Annotated in this window: 17 protein-coding genes; 8 read left to right on the forward strand and 9 right to left on the reverse strand. The window is 46.3% G+C overall.

Annotation, left to right across the window (positions count from 1 at the left end):
• A partial coding sequence (locus tag FKZ59_RS13400) for an IS3 family transposase (RefSeq protein WP_141603258.1) occupies positions 1 to 137 on the forward strand: 137 nt, incomplete at its 5' end.
• 158 nt (positions 138 to 295) lie between these two features.
• On the opposite strand, the gene FKZ59_RS13405 is transcribed toward FKZ59_RS13400, so the two are convergent.
• Positions 296 to 1,426, reverse strand: coding sequence for a hypothetical protein (locus FKZ59_RS13405; RefSeq protein ID WP_141603259.1), 1,131 nt, complete (start codon positions 1,424 to 1,426; stop codon positions 296 to 298).
• Positions 1,427 to 1,494: 68 nt separating this feature from the next.
• Here FKZ59_RS13405 and FKZ59_RS13410 point away from each other — a divergent pair, with 68 nt between their 5' ends.
• From FKZ59_RS13410 to FKZ59_RS13420, 3 genes are all read left to right on the forward strand, one after another.
• A complete protein-coding gene (locus FKZ59_RS13410) occupies positions 1,495 to 2,202 on the forward strand; it encodes a hypothetical protein (RefSeq protein ID WP_141603260.1) in 708 nt (235 codons plus the stop codon).
• A gap of 107 nt (positions 2,203 to 2,309) precedes the next feature.
• Complete coding sequence (locus tag FKZ59_RS13415; RefSeq protein ID WP_141603261.1) at positions 2,310 to 2,501, forward strand: hypothetical protein; 192 nt, start codon at positions 2,310 to 2,312, stop codon at positions 2,499 to 2,501.
• A gap of 428 nt (positions 2,502 to 2,929) precedes the next feature.
• Positions 2,930 to 3,109, forward strand: coding sequence for a hypothetical protein (locus FKZ59_RS13420; protein ID WP_141603262.1), 180 nt, complete (start codon positions 2,930 to 2,932; stop codon positions 3,107 to 3,109).
• Between the two features lie 116 nt (positions 3,110 to 3,225).
• Here FKZ59_RS13420 and FKZ59_RS13425 read toward each other — a convergent pair whose 3' ends face one another.
• From FKZ59_RS13425 to FKZ59_RS13445, 6 genes are all read right to left on the reverse strand, one after another.
• Complete coding sequence (locus FKZ59_RS13425) at positions 3,226 to 4,842, reverse strand: S-layer homology domain-containing protein (RefSeq protein ID WP_141603263.1); 1,617 nt, start codon at positions 4,840 to 4,842, stop codon at positions 3,226 to 3,228.
• A gap of 1,018 nt (positions 4,843 to 5,860) precedes the next feature.
• Positions 5,861 to 7,576 (reverse strand): phospho-sugar mutase, encoded by a 1,716-nt coding sequence (locus FKZ59_RS13430; protein ID WP_141603264.1) that lies wholly within the window; start codon positions 7,574 to 7,576, stop codon positions 5,861 to 5,863.
• 257 nt (positions 7,577 to 7,833) lie between these two features.
• Positions 7,834 to 8,067, reverse strand: coding sequence for a hypothetical protein (locus FKZ59_RS13435; RefSeq protein ID WP_141603265.1), 234 nt, complete (start codon positions 8,065 to 8,067; stop codon positions 7,834 to 7,836).
• Between the two features lie 282 nt (positions 8,068 to 8,349).
• On the reverse strand, positions 8,350 to 8,472 hold the full coding sequence (locus tag FKZ59_RS15140; RefSeq protein WP_281279250.1) for a hypothetical protein: 123 nt from the start codon (positions 8,470 to 8,472) through the stop codon (positions 8,350 to 8,352).
• Between the two features lie 268 nt (positions 8,473 to 8,740).
• Positions 8,741 to 9,802: a beta-carotene 15,15'-monooxygenase gene (locus FKZ59_RS13440; RefSeq protein ID WP_328216256.1), complete on the reverse strand. Its 1,062-nt coding sequence runs from the start codon at positions 9,800 to 9,802 to the stop codon at positions 8,741 to 8,743.
• A gap of 300 nt (positions 9,803 to 10,102) precedes the next feature.
• A complete protein-coding gene (locus FKZ59_RS13445) occupies positions 10,103 to 10,642 on the reverse strand; it encodes a competence protein ComK (RefSeq protein WP_141603267.1) in 540 nt (179 codons plus the stop codon).
• A 349-nt stretch (positions 10,643 to 10,991) separates the two neighbouring features.
• Here FKZ59_RS13445 and FKZ59_RS13450 point away from each other — a divergent pair, with 349 nt between their 5' ends.
• From FKZ59_RS13450 to FKZ59_RS13465, 4 genes are all read left to right on the forward strand, one after another.
• Positions 10,992 to 11,480, forward strand: a complete 489-nt coding sequence (locus FKZ59_RS13450; protein WP_141603268.1) for a sigma-70 family RNA polymerase sigma factor — start codon at positions 10,992 to 10,994, stop codon at positions 11,478 to 11,480.
• A gap of 738 nt (positions 11,481 to 12,218) precedes the next feature.
• Positions 12,219 to 13,838, forward strand: coding sequence for a zinc ribbon domain-containing protein (locus FKZ59_RS13455; RefSeq protein WP_181733301.1), 1,620 nt, complete (start codon positions 12,219 to 12,221; stop codon positions 13,836 to 13,838).
• Between the two features lie 194 nt (positions 13,839 to 14,032).
• Entirely contained in the window at positions 14,033 to 14,248 is a 216-nt protein-coding gene (locus tag FKZ59_RS13460) for a helix-turn-helix domain-containing protein (RefSeq protein ID WP_246045897.1), read from the forward strand.
• Between the two features lie 8 nt (positions 14,249 to 14,256).
• Positions 14,257 to 14,490 carry a hypothetical protein gene (locus FKZ59_RS13465; RefSeq protein ID WP_141603271.1) on the forward strand — a complete coding sequence of 78 codons (234 nt, stop codon included), beginning with the start codon at positions 14,257 to 14,259 and terminating at the stop codon, positions 14,488 to 14,490.
• 694 nt (positions 14,491 to 15,184) lie between these two features.
• On the opposite strand, the gene FKZ59_RS13470 is transcribed toward FKZ59_RS13465, so the two are convergent.
• Together FKZ59_RS13470 and FKZ59_RS15145 are read right to left on the reverse strand one after the other, a co-directional pair.
• Complete coding sequence (locus FKZ59_RS13470; protein WP_141603272.1) at positions 15,185 to 15,835, reverse strand: hypothetical protein; 651 nt, start codon at positions 15,833 to 15,835, stop codon at positions 15,185 to 15,187.
• 1,282 nt (positions 15,836 to 17,117) lie between these two features.
• A complete protein-coding gene (locus FKZ59_RS15145) occupies positions 17,118 to 17,249 on the reverse strand; it encodes a hypothetical protein (RefSeq protein ID WP_281279251.1) in 132 nt (43 codons plus the stop codon).
• Between the last annotated feature and the right edge of the window lie 174 nt (positions 17,250 to 17,423).

Raw genomic sequence — 17,423 nt, forward strand, 5'->3', positions numbered from 1 at the left:
AATACGAAAGCTTTGAGACAGCGAGAATTGCGTTATTTCAATTCATCGAAGGTTGGTATAATCGAAAACGAATTCATGGAAGCATTGGTTATTTGACACCGGATGAATACGAAAAAATGTGCCGAATAGCAGCGTAAAACATGGGGTACAGAACACTTCCCCCCTTCACATTTTTTGGCACAACAGCCATGGGTTTATTTCTCCACGTCCCAAGTAGATTGTCAAAGGCTCTTTTCACTTTGACAATCTACTTGGGATGTGGAACAATCCATGAATGGTTGTTGTGCAAAAAAACTTAATCTTTTTGTGTCCAAAAACTTGACGTAGATCCATAGTGTTGAATTAATAAATTGGGAAACGATTGTTTGTATAAATCGCTTTTCCGGAAGGAGTAAACAAAGCTTCTATTTTGCGAAATGGTAATAGATCCATAATCAATGGCAGTTGTATACGTTCCATAAGAAATCCATCTTTTATACAAATGCCGGTTTACAAACTCATCAATAAATTCAGGCGTACTGCCACTCTCTCCATCATAGTCATCAATATGAATCAATTGATTAAGCTCATTATTTGTTAACGGTTCAGTTGAATCGGTTTGGACAAAAGCGTAGAGAAAGGCATTGGGTTCTATTCGTTGTGGAAGTTCCAATTCCCCTTGCCCATTTAAATCCACATTCGAAATTGCGTACTTTGCAAATAAATCTTTATAATGTTTTTCCAAATAATTAAAAAAAGAGGATTCTTCCACTTTCATGACTTCTTGCTTTTCTTCATTAAAAGCATGTGTGATCTGTAATTTTGGCTGGGTTGCGTATTTTTTATAGTTTTGCCGTACGCGATTCGCAAATTTCATCCAAATATTCAACGATTGGACAGGTTGTGGGTATGGTTGTCTTAGAGAGGATTCAATATCATTCTTATCGACGGACACATTTTCCAATAAACTTAATCGGACCACTAAAAAGGCATAATCCTCATTAAATACATAAATTTCTGTAGCAAGCCATTGAAAGGCAATAGTATGCTGATTTTTTGTATTGTCTTCCTGATGATCAGGATTCTTTAAATCGGCAATGAAAATTTCGCCCTCGATTTTTCGATACTTTTTTAAATTGCCGCTTCGAAATAGACTCCCTTGCACTGTCGGATGAAAATATTCCGCCACTTGTTTTTCCGATATCCAATAGCTGTGGCTATCTTGGACAAACACTTCATTTTTCTTGAAAGTACTAGGATATACACTAAAAATATTATTCTTGTTCTCTTTTGATGGATTGTCTGCAGAGCAACCGAACCTTTCGAACTGAAGCCTTGTTAGCAACCCTTCTAAACTTCCTTTATTTTTACAATTACTTTCATTTTTTTTACGAATTGGATATAGTAAATGAAGAACATTATGTCCGGTCTTACGATGTTCTTTCATAAAATCTTACCTTTCAGTTTATAAATTTAACCAAAGTGTGGAGAACTGGATAATAGGGAGGGACCAATTTGATTATTCGGTCTGCAGTAGCTGTTCCGATTGTCAAACCAAGCACTTCGATCAAGCGGATTCAAAAAGCGGATGACGCCTACTTTGATTCGCCTTTTCGATTTGTCGATTATTTATATAAGGAAAAATTTTTGTTAACGGCGGATGATCAGGGGGATTGGTATTTATTGCACATATTCGATTGCGAAAATTCCGAACATTTAAGCGGATCCCGCCAAATCATCCGTCACGATTATTTAAAGGATCAAAAATTGCCTTTGATCGATTTAATTGAGGAAAGCGGATTGTCCACGAATGTAAGAGGATATGATAAGGCTTTTGCCCACGGATTATGTTTTGTCGAAAATTTGGATGAGATTTCATTCATCTTCCAACAACAAATCGCCAACTACGATGGAGCGCATGACCCGATTGTTTCGCCTTCCATGCATTACATTGAAAACATATATAATGGCGAACGGACACGTTTCATTGCCGGCGTGGAAACCTTCTCCTTCGCCACGGTCACGGAGAACCGCTATTACTGCGAAGAAATTTGGCCAAACAGCACGGCATTTCTGTATTTGAAATTATTTATTTACTTTAAAAAATATCGGGCAGTCCCATCAAATCAAATGATGGCCAGATTGTTGTGCAATTTGTGGGCATCTGCAGAAGCGATGAATAACCAATTCAATCCCAATCTGTATATTAAATATACATTTTAATACAAATTTTAACAATATTCTCTTTTATAGTTTATTTTTCACATTTTCTAATTCAATCAAAAGAATGACATTATTGGCATGAAAATATAAAGAGGTTTGCCTCCTCGATGGAAAAGAATATCTTGAAAATAAAAACAGAACTATCCGCAACGCTTGTCGGTGTGATGTCGGATTGTTCTGTTTTATTTTTGAAAAAGTTTGCATATATGGAAATTAATTTGTTTGAATGGCTGGATTCCCTTATGTCGGGCGATTCTATGGCATCAAAAATCCTTGCCGCCGCAAATCCGATCGATTAACGGACGAATCATTCGGCGCGATTCCCCCTTCATCCCCCCCAATTCCCCCAAACGCCCTACAGATTCCCGATTCCGCCGTGGACGCAATGGCATTTTCCCATATAAATCTTTTTTCTTAAGATTTCCATGAAAAGCCGCGGCCATATGGCAAAGCCCGGGACAAAACAAAACCCGCATATCCGTGTTGGATATGCGGGTTTTGCATGCACTATCATTTAAGGAGGGAAACGAATGAACTCGAGGTATCACACAAGGCATGGTATTTGTTCTTCTTGCCATGGCCAATAAAATGCAATTGTTTGCCTGGGTCGATGCCGGTTCACGTTTCGATGCAACATTTTGTGATATTGATAATCATTTTCACTAACTTTATTATAACCAACCTTTCGCAACTTTGCAACTCCTGATTCAGGATATCCCTCGATGAAATGCACCAACATCAAAATCGGCCAAACCGCATCTCCGCTTCGTTTACAAATGCCATCCATCACATGCACCATTCCATTGATCCGGAAGGCATTCCATTCCGGCAATCGGAACACTATCCGTTGCCCTTTTCCTCCGCCGATTCAAACACCAATCCCATCGGCATCATATCTATTAGATAAGAAAGCGAAAATAAAAATGCTTCCTTATATCCCCATGCGCTTCGCCAAACTTTTACCGAAAGAATTAAAATGCGCGGCGCCCCCCAAAGCGCCGCGCTTCTTGAAGCAGGAATCCCTTATTTTCCTCCAAAACTAAAGAAAGGGAGTTCGATTTTCGGGAATACAATGGTTTTCATGATTTTTTCCGCATCCAAATATTTAAAGCTGATGGAGAGGGATTGGAGCTGACCGTCTTTTGGAATCTCCAGGACGATTTCGTTCGGATTATTGGATGCCAATTGTTCCGCAGTGTATACCTGATCGTTGACTTTGATGACGATCTGATCGGAAAGCGGAATATTTTCGGAAGATGAAATCCGCACTTTGACCTTGTCCCCATCGCCGGACAACTTCAGATTGAATCCGCTTGATGTGATGGTGCCGGACGTTGCTTGATTATTTTGGCCCGCAGCCGCATTCCCGGCATTTGCCCCGGCTTCCGCTCCGGATACTTTGACTGTATTTCCTATTGCGTTTTCTCCTCCCTTAGCGCCCTGCTCCGTTGCAGTATTCACATTTTGCGCGCTGCCGGATGTCAATACGGTGATTGGCGCTTTGATTTCGCCGACCGTTTTTCCATCTTTCACCGCAATGGCATGCAAATAGGTGGAAGCATTGATTGGAATCGGTTCCTTATATCGGGCGCTGTCTTTCGTGGCGATCCGGTATTTTCCTTGCGCAAGTTCTTCGGCTGTGGCCAATTCATAATAGATCGTCAAATCATTGGCGGCCACCAGTTCAATTTTATCCCCCTTGGAAACTTTCAATTCGGAATAAAGGCCGACAAAGTGGCCGTTCATATAGCCAAGGGTGAAATCCTGGTATTTTCCATTGACTTTTGCAAGCGGAATCACCCGGTAAAGTTGCTGGATTCCGGAATTGCTTAATGCAAAGGAGCTGATGGAAACGATTTGCCCTTTTTTGATTTTGGCTTTCACTTGGGCCCCTTTCAATACCGGTTTGTTGGCGGTACTGAAAAATCCTTGGAGCCCGCTCGGCACTATGTAACGTTTGTCGCCGGCGTAGACCGTGTTTCCGGAAATGTCCGTGATGGTAAAGGTCGTTTCAAATTCCACATTTTCCGCGCGGACAACGAACGCCGCCAATTGACCGCGGTTTACATTGGCATTTCCGCCGAAAGTGTCCGGGGTTGTTCCGGTCGTGATGTTGTATTCATAGAGCGCTTTGATGTATTTTTCATAATCTTTGCTGACGTCTTTGAATGGAAGTTTCGTTTTGGAGGAAGCTTCCAGCTGAAAGGCGCGCGCGATGATTTTCGCCATGTGATTGCGCTGAATCGGCTCGTTCGGCTTGAAGGTTTTGTCCGGATAGCCGCTGATGACGCCGGCATTGGCGAGCGCCGCAATCGCGCCGTAATATTCGTTGGATGTGCCGACATCTTTAAATCCGGGGTTTTTGACATTTTTCGTATCAAGCCCAAGAACCCCGGCCAAAATTTTTGCCGCCTGCGCGCGAGTCACCGATTTGCCCGGCTTGAAAGTGCCGTCCGGAAAACCGCTGATAATGCCTCGTTCTGTCAAACTTTTCACAGCTTCATAGAAATAATCGGTGGATTTCACATCCGGAAATGATTTTGCTTCCGCATGGGTTTCCGGCGCCGCCACTGCCGCAGCTGTGGCGACGGTTGCCGCAATGGCTGCCGAGAAGAATTTGTGGTACGAATGTTTTGGCATGAAGTTTCTTCCTTTCCGATGGGTTTGTTTGGCACTGTTATTCAGGAGATGGTGTAATGGCGCCTTTTTTTAGAAAACATTTGGCACTTCTATTTCAGGGAATGGCCCTGATGGTGGCATGGGAATCGATTCGTTGAAGTGGGCAAAGAGGCCGCCGCTCCCGCCCGATTCCCCGTTGGAGCAGAAATTACTGAAAAATAAGAAACAGGGTAAAAAAAATTTAAATGATGCAAAGGTTTTATATTTTTCCAGAATCATACAATTCAATTTTAAATTAACCGGGAATGAATTCAATAGTCCTGCCATCCTAATTAATTCGGTGTGAATTCGGAGGCATTTTGGCATGATTGACGAACAGGAAAGGACAGTGCTTTTTATTCAGGAAATCGGAGACGCAGAATGGGATTCTCCTTGTGTGCAATGGGATATTTTGTTGTGCGCAAGTTGCAGCTCTATCTGCAACAACTATCTTTTTATCCGCGCAAGATGAAATATTTTTTCGCGAGCGTTGGTGCTCCGTACGAGAAAGGTGAAATTTTTTCTGCGCGAGTTTCCACTTAGTGGGGCTCCATCCGCCCAAGATGATTTCTCATGTGACCAAGTTGATTTCTCATCTGCCCAAGTTAAGGCTCAAATGCACAAGTTGATTTCTCATCTGCCCAAGATGAGGTCTCAAATGACCAAGGTGAACTCCCATCCGCCCAAGACGTATCCCCATCCGCCCAAGATGCATCCCTATCCGCCCAAGATGCATCCCCATCCGCCCAAGTTGATTTTTCATCTGCCCAAGTTAAGGTCTCAAATGACCAAGGTGAATCCCCATCCGCCCAAGATGTATCCCCATCCACCCCAGATCAATTCCCATCCGCACGAATTGCCGCTCTATCCGGTTCTCCCCCATTCCCCTTCCCCACAAAGCACCATCTCCTCCCCACGCTACGGGAACATAAAATTTCCACAAAAAAATAGGCGCCTGCTCAAAGCTCAGGCACCTGTAAAAACATTCCATTCCAAATACTCAAAGAAACGCCCTCTTCAGCTCTTCCAACGCCCGTTCGGCTTCCTCCCCGCTCTCCTTCACCACGCCAAAATAAAATTTGCACTTCGGCTCGGTGCCGGAAGGGCGGATCGTCACCCAGGAATCATCCGCCAACACAAACTTCAGCACATTCTCCTTCGGCAGCGTCAAAGGCTCCGTCCTTCCAAATGCGCCATCCGTTCCCTCGTCCGCCACAACCGCCTCGCCTTTCCAATAATCTTCCACCCGCACAACCGGCACGCCTGCCACTTCCCGCGGAAGCCGCTCCCGCAATCCATCCAAAATCGCGCGCATCTCTTCCTGGCCATGTTTTCCTTCAAACACCTTCGACACCAGCGCCTCGCGGTAATACCCGAACGCCGCATACAACTCCTCCATCACATCGAGCAGCGTCTTTCCTTTCGTCGCATAATGGGCGGCCATCTCCGCCACCTTTACCGCTACCTGCACCGCGTCCTTATCCCACGCAAACGGCCGGATCAAATAGCCGTAGCTCTCCTCATAGCCAAACAAAAAGGTATACTCGCCCGTTTTCTCGAACTCCGCAATCTTCTCCGCAATATACTTGAACCCGGTCAACGTATTGAACGTCTTCACGCCATACTTCCGCGCAATCGCGGCCCCCATCTCGGAGGTCACAATCGTCTTCACCATCGCGCCATTTGCGGGCAGCGTCCCCTGCGTCTTCTTCGTCTCCAGCAAATAATGCAAGAGCAGCGCCCCGAGCTGATTGCCCGTCAACAATTCATACTTTCCGCCTTTCCGCACCGCCACGCCAAGGCGGTCGGCATCCGGATCCGTCGCGAGCAGCAAATCCGCGCCGGTCCGCTTGCCCAGCTCCATCGCCATCCCAAAGGCGGCCGGTTCTTCCGGATTCGGATACGCCACCGTCGGGAATGAACCGTCCGGACTCGCCTGGGCTTCCACCACATGCACATTCGTAAACCCGAACGCCTCCAGCGCTTTCGTGACCGGCACAAAACCTGTCCCATGCAAAGGCGTATAGACTATGTCCAATCCGAAATCCACATCGTTCCGTTCTTTCAGCGTCAATAAATTCGTCAAATACTGTTCATCCTGCTCTTCCAGAATCCAACGAAGCAGCCCTTGCCGCTCCAACTCCTCCGCATCGGCCGCTTGAATCGCAAAAAGATCCTCAATCTTCTCCATATGCTCCACGATCGCTTTCGCCGCCGATGGAACGAGCTGCGCCCCATCTTCCCCGTACACTTTGAAACCGTTGTACTGCTTCGGATTGTGGCTCGCCGTGATCACCACCCCGGCAATTGCCCGCAATGCCCGCACCGAAAAGGATAATTGCGGCGTCGGCCGGGGTTCCCTATATAGATAGGAAGAAACTCCATGCGCCCCCAGCACCCGGGCCGTCTCCACCGCGAATTCACGGGAAAAATGCCGCGTGTCATAGGCGATCACGACCCCGCGCTTTTTCGCTTCTTCCCCATGGGAATCGATGTAGCAGGCCAGCCCTTCCGCCGCCCGCCGGATGGTATACAGGTTCATGCGATTCGTCCCCGCGCCAAGGACACCCCGCATCCCCGCCGTTCCAAAGGATAAATATTGATAAAACCGGTCCTCGATCGCAGCAGAATCACCCTCGATCCGGTTCAATTCCTCCTGCAAATCTTCCGGCAAATCCGCGTTTCTCCATTGTGCATAAAGCTCCATCACGTTCATGGCGCCACCTCTTCAATAAATTGGTAACTATTCATGGATTTTATTATGGCACACAAAATAAAAATTGCCAATTCGTTCAACGGAATTTGCACATGAACAAGTGGAGCGGCTTATCTGCCCGAAATCATTCTACATATGCCCGAGATGAATTCCCTTCTGCCCAAGTTCACACCCTTTATGCCCGAGATGAATCTCCATCCGCCCAAGTTCTCACCCTTTATGACCAAGATGAATTCCCTTCTGCCCAAGTTCACATCTTATATGCCCGAGATGAATCTCCATCCGCCCAAGTTCTCACCCTTTATGCCCAAGATGAATCCCCATCCGCCCAAGTTCATTCTCTCTATGCCCAAGATGAATCCCCATCCGCCCAAGTTCATTCTCTCTATGCCCAAGATGAATTCCCATCCGCCCAAGTTCTCACCCTTTATGCCCGAGATGAATCTCCATCCGCCCAAGTTCTCACCCTTTATGCCCAAGATGAATCCCATCCGCCCAAGTTCTCACCCTTTATGCCCAAGATGAATCCCCATCCGCCCAAGTTCTCACCCTTTATGCCCAAGATGAATCCCCATCCGCCCAAGTTCATTCTCTCTATGCCCAAGATGAATTCCCATCTGCCCAAGTTCATCCACTATATGCCCAAGTTTATTCCTCATCTGCCCAAGTTAATCCACTATATGCCCAAGTTTATTCCTCATCTGACCCAGTTCTTACCCTATATGCCCAAGATGAATCCCCATCTACCCAAGTTCACATACATTATGCCAAGTTTAATCCTCATACGCCCAAGTCCCCCACCCTAATTTCCCCAAACCAAAAAAATCACCACTGGCCGACAAATAAGCCAGTGGTGTCCTGTTCATCCAAAAATCAAACATTTCATTTTCATCCATTCTTCGTTCGCCTTTAATGAAGGCATATCAAATTCTCTCCGCATTCAAACCTGCTGCTCAACCTTATCCGACCGTGTATACACACCATCCACCCAAGCACATATTCTATATGCCCAAGTCAACTCTCTTCCACCCAAGCACACATCCGATATGCCCAAGTTCAACTCTCTTCCGCCCAAGTTCACAACCTATATGCCCAAGATTAATTTCTATCCGCCCGGGCGGACACAGCATTCCTCCCAAGATCAAACACGCCACTTCACATAACTCAATCTTCCCTGTTATCCCGTCCACATCTCTCCATTCCATCCAAAACCGCCTGTTTCAACTCGGAGGGGGCGTCCGACCGGATAAGGACCTTCCGATATTCCTTTTTCACGCCCAACAACGAAACGACGGCAACCGGCTTTTTCATGACGAGCATCAAATGGGGTTCCGGCGTTTCAAAATCGCCGGCGATAAAATCAATGGTGTCCTTGTCCCTCTTCTTGCCGATTTCCGGATTTTCCTTGACCCCCTCAATATCTTCAAACCGGATTTCCGCCCGCTTCAACAGCCCGAACGACAAATACATCGCCTCATCATCAACATACACCGGGTTCAACCGCACCGCCTGCAGATCGCCCAACAGAAAAATAACCGAATACACATTCAAAAACAGAAGAATCAGGGAAAGCACCATGGATTTCTCATGCAGCCACCAATGAAGGCCGATGGTTTCAATAACAATGGCATGGATCAGCATCAGCTGAAAGACGACATAACTGGAATTTTTATAAAGCGTAATCCCCTCTTTCGGCTTCTTCTTCCAGCTGAAGAAAGCATAATAAAACATGAGGAAGTCCGTGCAAAGCAGCTGGATCAGCTGATGGTTCGGTATGTATTCGTCCACCGCCTTCGGAAACGAAAAGATGAGGGGCAGCGGACTTTCCTTCACCCTCCGGACGATCTTCGGCAAATATTTGACCAACACAAAGATGACGGCCAGCTCCAAAAGAAACAATGCCGATTCGATCGCAACCCCCGCCCAAGTAACAAAGAGGAATGGCTCCAAAAAGGACTTGGGAATCAGGAATCTGGCGGCAACGCATCCCGTCGCGAACAAAAGGATTGCGGATTTCGCGCTGAATTTTTTCTGATATAACATGAATAAAACCGGGATGGTGATGACAAAATCGAACAAGCTTCCCAGAACGACCGCCTTGGCCTCTTCCGGCAACAGCGACAAACCAAAATCCGTATGATACAGAACAAGATTGCTCAACAGCACAAGCGCCAACAACAACAACCAAACTTTGCTGCCTTTTTGTACCGTTTCCGTAGCCGTCATCATATCACCCTTGCCATGTCAATTTCATTCCGCTCATCACCGGAACCCTCATCTGAAAAAACCGGTTTTCCATCAGTCCCGATGAAAATGCTCTTTATACTATTAAACCATGCCACGGAGCAAAATGAAACGTTCAGGGCAGCTTTCGTCCGTCAAAATTTTTTTGCTATCAAACCACGCTATAACGAAAAAAATGAAACCTTCAAGGCAATTTTCGCCGGCAAAATTTTACGATACCAAACCATGCACCACGCATATGGAACATTTAGGCCAATTTTCGTGCGTCAAGATTCTGCACCATTAAACCATGCCGTCGCGCAAAATGGAACCGCAAGCGGGTATCGCATCCACTTTCCAAAACCCTTTCCGGCCCGACAAATACTTCGTCTCATACAACAACGCCATGGCGAGCCTTCTCCTCTCCCACACCTTTTCCTCGGACAAGCCCACAAGAAACCGATCATGATTCCGGAAAACCACGTGGCAGGAGTTTTTGTCCACCCGCTCGACCTTGAATTCCAGATCAATCGCCCACAGCGGCTCGTGGTAGCCTTCCATCGGCAGCTGGCAGGCGGCCATTTCCCGCTCTTCCGAAATCACAATCGGCGGATTTTTCCGTTTTTTCAATATTCTCCTCGCCGACTTCATCCGTCCATTCAAATCGGCGCCGAAGCAGATGCACACTTCATCCAGCAGCTGCTGCACCGTTTTCGTCGATACAAAAATCCCTTTGTCGTAAGTCAAAATCTTTGATGAATGCAATTCATTATAGAAAGGCGTAATCGCATAAACATTGAAATTTTTCATGATGTCCATTTCATTCATTTCTCTGTTTATCATTTACGTCCCCCCTATAGTTGGCTGCATATCCGCTTGTATATACTATGGCCTATCTCAAGCGCGCATGGAAGGTTCATAGACTTACAACATATGGCCCAGCATCCAACTAGAATTATACAGTATAAACAAAAAAATACAATACAAAATGTAGAATTTTTAAAATTTTCCTTAATTTGATAATTTACCTAATTTTTCATCAATTCTCAAATATTTCAATTAAATTTTCCTAAAAAATCCATAAGATTTTCATCAAAATCCGCGAAATAACCGATTCGATGAAACGGCGGGGCTTTCTTATGATAAAAGCACCCGGGAATATGGATCAGCGCTGATCGCAAGGAGAAGCGGAATGGAGGCGTTTGATCAGATTCTAGAACAATATGCCCCGATGATGTACAGGGTGCTGAAACGGGCGAGGGTTTACAAAAACCATGATTATTACAAACATTGCGCGACGATTGCCTTGTGGGAGGCGTGGAAGAATTACGACCCGGCGCGCGGGCCTTTTGCGCCGTACGCGTACCGCATGATGCTCACCGCGGTTTTCAGGGAAATGAGCCTGGAAAACCGGTATGATGAACTCCAAACGAGCTGCGAAAAGGAGACGCTCACCTTTTTGGCCCACCAGCGGCAAATGAAAACCGGCGCGTCCGCCTGTCCGGAACTGTTCATGGATCTGGAGTCCCTGGTGACGCGGGAAGAAATGGAACTGCTCCTGGACATCTATTATTACCGGTATAAATATAAAGAGTTGGAGAAGAAATATGGCGTCACCGCCGAGGCCATCAAAAAGCGGAAGGACCGGCTTCTGAAGCGTTTGAGAAGGAAATTGCGTTGAGAACATGGCATCCCGTCCCAAATCAACAAGAAGGCTTGGGCGTTCCATGAAGCGGTTGCGGATAAGTTGCGCTGAAACCGCGAACCTCCTACACCTTCAAAAGGGCGGGACCGCTTCATGAAACGGTTGCGGGAGAAAATGGGGAATTTGCGGATATCCGGGCCGATGCCATGGAGATATATGGCCTGAGCCCCAAATGCGGCACTCATGCATCCCGCACAATACTTTAAATAAAATACCGAAAGCTCTGAACACTCCGCTCATTATAGACGGAACCATAGATAATAATGACAATTGCATGTATGTTAAACAATCGTGAATGCCGGGTATCTCATGGCGCCCGGCATTTTTTCCGTTTTCCCTTAAGCGCCTGCACAATCTGTTCGGCCAGGAGCTCGAATTCCACTATGACGATTAGGTTCCGCCATTCTCCCTTCCTTTTTTTGGGGTGCGCTACTTTACTTGAATAGAAGATGTCATGCCGGGTTGCCCGGGGTGTACCCTGCCCGGCATTTTTTCATCCGCCGCGGAAGCCGCTTTCATCCCGCCCCACTTCCCCAACTTGCTCCCCCTTACTAATAATTTAAAAATCAATTTCATAATGTAATAGCGGTAAGAATGGGTTGCATTGCAGACGCCCTTGCCGAGCGCCTTTCGGGTGTCCCCGATCGGCGGCCGGCGCTTTCGGCACCTGACATTCCAAAATACTTGGCACTCCCACCAGAATGGAGGTTCACCATGAAAACATGTCCACATTGCAAACGGGCAACCGGCGGCAATGAAACGTTCTGCATCCATTGCGGCGCGGAACTACCGGATTCCGGTACGGCGCCGATTCCATCCGAAACAACCATCAGCCAAACCTGCTCCCGCTGCGGGCAGCCAATCGCGCCTTCCCAAAACTTCTGCAGCCATTGCGGAGCCCGGCTTCAGCAGGAAACACCGGTCCGAAAACGCAGCCAAATCCGTGCTGAAAAACGCATCCAAGTACGCGCCAAAGAAAAAACTCCGCTCCCTTCCCAAACCGCATCATTCATCCAAAACAAGATCCGTCCTGTAATCAGCGCCTTCATCCAAAACAAATTTCTTCCCGCCGTCCAGGCTTTGGGCCAAAGCAAAATCCTGAGCAAAGACAAAAACATCGCATTCATCTCCATCCTGGCGGCCATCCTGCTGTTTACCGGAGCCCATCTGTTCATCCGGCACACACTGGATCCTGTCAATCAGGCCGACAAAATCGCCAAATACGTGGAAAACCATAAACCGGCGAAACTGGCCGATGCCTTCACGTACACCGAAAAAACCTACGTCAATCCGAAAAGTTTTTATACGTATATGGAAGACAACCAATGGATTTTAGAGAAGTTGAAAAACGCCGCGAAGGAAGCGAAACGGCACGGCAGCGCGGAAGTGAAGGACGGATCGGGCAACCGCATCATCTCCATCGCCAACAAACCGTTTTTGCTCTTTTACAAGAAATACGAATTCAGGGTGCGGCCGGTCAAAGCGCTGGTGTCCACGCCCGACCCCGGCCTGGAAGCGGCCATTTCGGTGGGAAACAAAGAGCCCGTTCCCATCAATAAAGACCGTGTCAACATCGGCTATTTCGCCCCGGGTCCTTATGAATTCACCATTACGTATAAGGACGATTATTTCACGAAGGAAGACAAGGTCGAAGTGTATTTATCGGGGGAGCAATATGAATTTCCGATCAATCTGAAACTGAAGCCCATTGAATTGACGTCGGACATCCCGGATGCGATTGTGTATATAAATGGAAAGAACACGAAGAAGACGGCGGAGGAAATCCAACTGGCAGCCGCGCCATTGGATGGTTCGGTGGAAATCTATGCGGTGGCAACGAATGAAAACGGGGAAAAAATCAAATCCAAAACCCTGCATTTGACAAACGGCGATGCCCATATCACGTTTCCGGATGCAAAACAAGTGAAATTCACCCAGGCATTTTATAACGCTCCGGCTTCGGACGCCGAAGCATGGATCTTGAATTTCCGGAAGGACTACGAAAAGGCCGTCAACCATGCGGACTTTGATTACGTGGCCGATTATTTCGTGAGGGGCACTCCAATCGAAAAGGAATACAGGGATTTCGTGGAAGGCCACCGGGGAATTAGCGGCTATGAATACCGCTTTTTGTCAAACGATATCGTGGATGCGGCGCTTCTCCCGGACAACGGCATCCTGATCGAAACGCGGGAAGCCTTCGAATACCGTTCCAAGGAAGACGGCCATTGGTACTACGAACGACAAAAGAGATACACTTTGCAAAACACGGGCGACGCCCTCAAAATCGCCGATGTGGAAGCGAATACGATTAAGAAGGAAAGGCGGGATTAGCGGGCGGGGATTGGATTGCCCTGGTACCCGGGATTTCAAGAACGGCTCTGCAATTGTAGCTTGAATACGTTGGCGTCGATCCTGGAACTTGCAAGATTAGCTCTTCAATTGGCTTATCCTTTTATAACTTGAATACGTTGGCGTCGGTCCTGGAACTTGCAAGATGCATGGAGTTTTCGGAGAGCAAGGGCTTGGTGCGGGGCTTTGCACTGAACGCTGGGGCCAAGCATGGAAAGAGGTGTCTTAGGGACGCCTCTTTTTTATTTCCGCCTTGCATTTTGGCGCTGCCGTACTTTATTTTAAAAACCGGCCAAGCCAAGGCCATCCGGTTCTCCACATTAAACGCCATCTGCAAGGCCCTGAACTGCCAGCCCGGCGATTTATTGGAATATGTGGAAGACGAGGAGTAATGCGGCTTTTGGAGCTCCAGGTGCTTGCAGGGTGCCTGGGGTTTTTATTGGGTTCGGGGTGCTATCTGCCCGAGTTGTTAAGCTATTTGCCCAAGATCATTCTCTATCTGCCCGAGTTGATTCTCTTTCCGCCCGAGATTAATCATCATCCGCCCAAATTCAGTTATCTGCCCGAGTTGATTCTTCATCTGCCCAAGACCATTTTCTATGTACCCAAGTTCATTCTCCATTCGCCCAAGTAGATTCACTATATGCCCAAGTTAATACCCCATCTACCGAAGACCACTCTTTATACGCCCAAAATGAACCTCCATCCGCCCTAGAATGCACTCTAACTGCCCAAGATGAATTCCTATCCGCCCAAGCGATTACTCCAAGTTCCTGAGTTAATCACCATCCGCCCAAGTTCAGTCTCTATATGCCCGAGTTGATTCTCCATCCACCCAAGATAAATCCTATCTGCCCAAGAACAAACCTCATTCGCCCAAGATGAATCTCCAAATGCCCAAGCAATCATTTCATCCGCCCTAGAATGCACTCTAACCGCCCAAGATGAATCCTTATCTGCCCAAGACCGATATCCATACGCCCAAGATACCCCCTATACGCCTAAGTGAAGCTCCAAGTGCCCAAGTTATCACCCTATTCGCCCAAGATTATTCTCTATATGCCCAAGTTGATTCTCCATCCGCCCAAGTGAAAACTCCAAATGCCCAAGTTCATTCCTTATATGACCAAGATGAATTTCCATCCGCCCAAGTGAAAACTCCAAATACTCAAGTTCATTCTCTATCTGCCCGAGTTGAACCCCTATCCGCCCAAAATCATTCTTTATACACCCAAGTCCACCCCCACCCTCCCTTCGATGATTTCCATTCGAGCGAATTCCTTCCAAAAAACCCCAAAACAAAAAACCCTTCGTACTCAAAGGGTTTTTCATTGCACATCCGCTTCCTTCTTTTCCGCCAAAGTCCTCACAAAAAACGTAATAAATAGCATCACCAAAAAAGGAACGACAGCAACATAAGCAATATAAATCAATGCGTACTTAATCCATTCCCATAAGTTGGGTCCGGCCAAAAAATAATCAAAATAATCCGTTCCCACAAAAAACTCAAACACAACCGGATAGCATCGGGTCGCCAATGCCACACAGCCGATCGAAAAAAGAAAATTCAGCACCTTTGATGTCCCGCGCCCCAACACCATCAACAAAAACGTAATCGCAAACGCGGCAAACACATACACCTGGTAATCCATCGAATAAGCCACTAAAAAATGGGTTCCTAAAAGGATTGCCAAAACCATTCCGATTTTGAATAATAATCCCAGCATTTCAAAAGCAAAAGCTTCATCACTAACCCATTCTCCGTCAATCTTATGGTATCCCCTTGAACTTAATTCTTCCACGGCTTTATAATCATACTTGGCCCTCTCCATTAATTCTTTGGTAGAATAATATTTATATTCATATTCCTCCTCATCATATCCCCTTAACTTCAATTCTTCCCTAGCATCATAATCATACTCGGCCCTATCCTTTAATTCTTCATCAGAATAATCTTCATAATCCGAACGCTTTCCCATTTTCAACCACCTTTTAGAACAAAATTGAACTGAAAGTCGATACAATCGAAAACATATTTTACAATACTCTGCAAACTTATTATTTCCTATTGTATCCAATTAATCAATCCCGTTAATAAAACATCCTTTCCTTAGAGTAGAGGTACGAAGAATTCCCAGAAACCGTTTTCCAGCTAAAACGTTCTATATTTTACAAATTCAACCAATTGAAAAGGAGCTGAATGTACTTGCCATCCTCCCAAAAATACAAAGAACTGATTTTCATCGTCCTGGCATCCGTGTTTGCCTGCTTTTCATTATATATAATCGAGCGAGATGCCTGCCCCTGCTCCGTCCACAATTCCTTTTCATCCAGAAATAATCAATATAGAGATAACGCAAAGTTCAGCACTTTTTTCAGTTTTATACCTTTCTCGATACCAACCAAATCCATTTCCCCAAACTGCCCAACACCCCCTCCACCAACTGCCATCATATTAGCAAAATAATCGGACCGCTTTTGAAAATCTTACAGTCCCCGCACGAATGTGGGAAAAGCAGAGAATTCCAAATAAAAATGCAGCCTTTGCGGATTTTCCCTGCCATGCAAAGGCTGCGTTTTTTGTTTGGCAAGCGGAAAATTAAAAAACTTAAAAAACGATCTTGTTAAAGCAACAAGAGGGATTTAGGAGGGAGGGTTAGCTTGGATCCCTTTATTAATGCGGGGTGGGACTATCGAACAAACAAAAACCAGTGGGTGCATTGAAGTGTTTCAATCCCCTCTTATATCGGAGTGTAATCAAACCAGGATATGAGAAATTCGAACCACTGATTCAATCCCCTTATACATACGGGGTGCAACCGGGTACACATTTACATTTTGAAACTAAAACGGAAGTTCCAATCCCCTCATACACGCGGGGTGCGACTAAAACAGAGAGAAAAAGAAATTTTGGCGAATCCAGTTTCAATCCCCTCACACACGCGGGGTGCGACCCTATAGGTTTTGATTTGAACGGTAATGTTTTGTTGTTTCAATCCCCTCACACACGCGGGGTGCGACAGCAAGAAGCAAGCAAACTTTCACGTCCTGCGGGTTTCAATCCCCTCACACACGCGGGGTGCGACAGCCAACTTTTTCGGCCCTTGTGGCTCAAGGGCTCCGAAGGCCAAAAGTACGAATCGAAAAAAATGCCCTCCAAAAACTTTAATTTTATTATACAAAATCCCCGAAAATTCAGGAATACCAAGAGGTGCGAATCCCCCGGGAATTTTATGTTCACTTGACATTAGCACCAATCGATTACGGCAACCATGCCAGCAAATCTTCAATAAGTCCCGCTCCCCATGCCAAAAAAAGAGAACCGGTAAATCCCGGTTCCCCACTCCGACGGCCTATTCCCTCTCCAATCCAGCCGCCAACTTCCCGTAACACTCCATAAACGCCCCGAACGAGCTCTCCTCCGAAAAAGCGAAATCATGTGTAAATTATCACTTTATTTCCGCACAAAAAAGACTCTTTTTTGCACATTCCTTCGGAATATCCCTCTCCCCCTTTCCGAAAGAATGTGCTAAATTTTTTGTGAATTATTTCGGAATGGGACATGGG

This window comes from Ureibacillus terrenus (genome assembly GCF_006569205.1).
Classification (GTDB): domain Bacteria; phylum Bacillota; class Bacilli; order Bacillales_A; family Planococcaceae; genus Ureibacillus; species Ureibacillus terrenus.

Bases quoted from the DNA above. Each gene is read 5' to 3' on its own strand.
- FKZ59_RS13405 (WP_141603259.1), bottom strand. From the start codon at position 1,426: ATGAAAGAACATCGTAAGACCGGACATAATGTTCTTCATTTACTATAT.
- FKZ59_RS13415 (WP_141603261.1), top strand. From the start codon at position 2,310: ATGGAAAAGAATATCTTGAAAATAAAAACAGAACTATCCGCAACGCTT.
- FKZ59_RS13420 (WP_141603262.1), top strand. From the start codon at position 2,930: ATGCACCAACATCAAAATCGGCCAAACCGCATCTCCGCTTCGTTTACA.
- FKZ59_RS13425 (WP_141603263.1), bottom strand. From the start codon at position 4,842: ATGCCAAAACATTCGTACCACAAATTCTTCTCGGCAGCCATTGCGGCA.
- FKZ59_RS13430 (WP_141603264.1), bottom strand. From the start codon at position 7,576: ATGAACGTGATGGAGCTTTATGCACAATGGAGAAACGCGGATTTGCCG.
- FKZ59_RS13435 (WP_141603265.1), bottom strand. From the start codon at position 8,067: ATGGGATTCATCTTGGGCATAAAGGGTGAGAACTTGGGCGGATGGAGA.
- FKZ59_RS15140 (WP_281279250.1), bottom strand. From the start codon at position 8,472: ATGGATGAAAATGAAATGTTTGATTTTTGGATGAACAGGACACCACTG.
- FKZ59_RS13440 (WP_328216256.1), bottom strand. From the start codon at position 9,802: ATGACGGCTACGGAAACGGTACAAAAAGGCAGCAAAGTTTGGTTGTTG.
- FKZ59_RS13445 (WP_141603267.1), bottom strand. From the start codon at position 10,642: ATGATAAACAGAGAAATGAATGAAATGGACATCATGAAAAATTTCAAT.
- FKZ59_RS13450 (WP_141603268.1), top strand. From the start codon at position 10,992: ATGGAGGCGTTTGATCAGATTCTAGAACAATATGCCCCGATGATGTAC.
- FKZ59_RS13455 (WP_181733301.1), top strand. From the start codon at position 12,219: ATGAAAACATGTCCACATTGCAAACGGGCAACCGGCGGCAATGAAACG.
- FKZ59_RS13470 (WP_141603272.1), bottom strand. From the start codon at position 15,835: ATGGGAAAGCGTTCGGATTATGAAGATTATTCTGATGAAGAATTAAAG.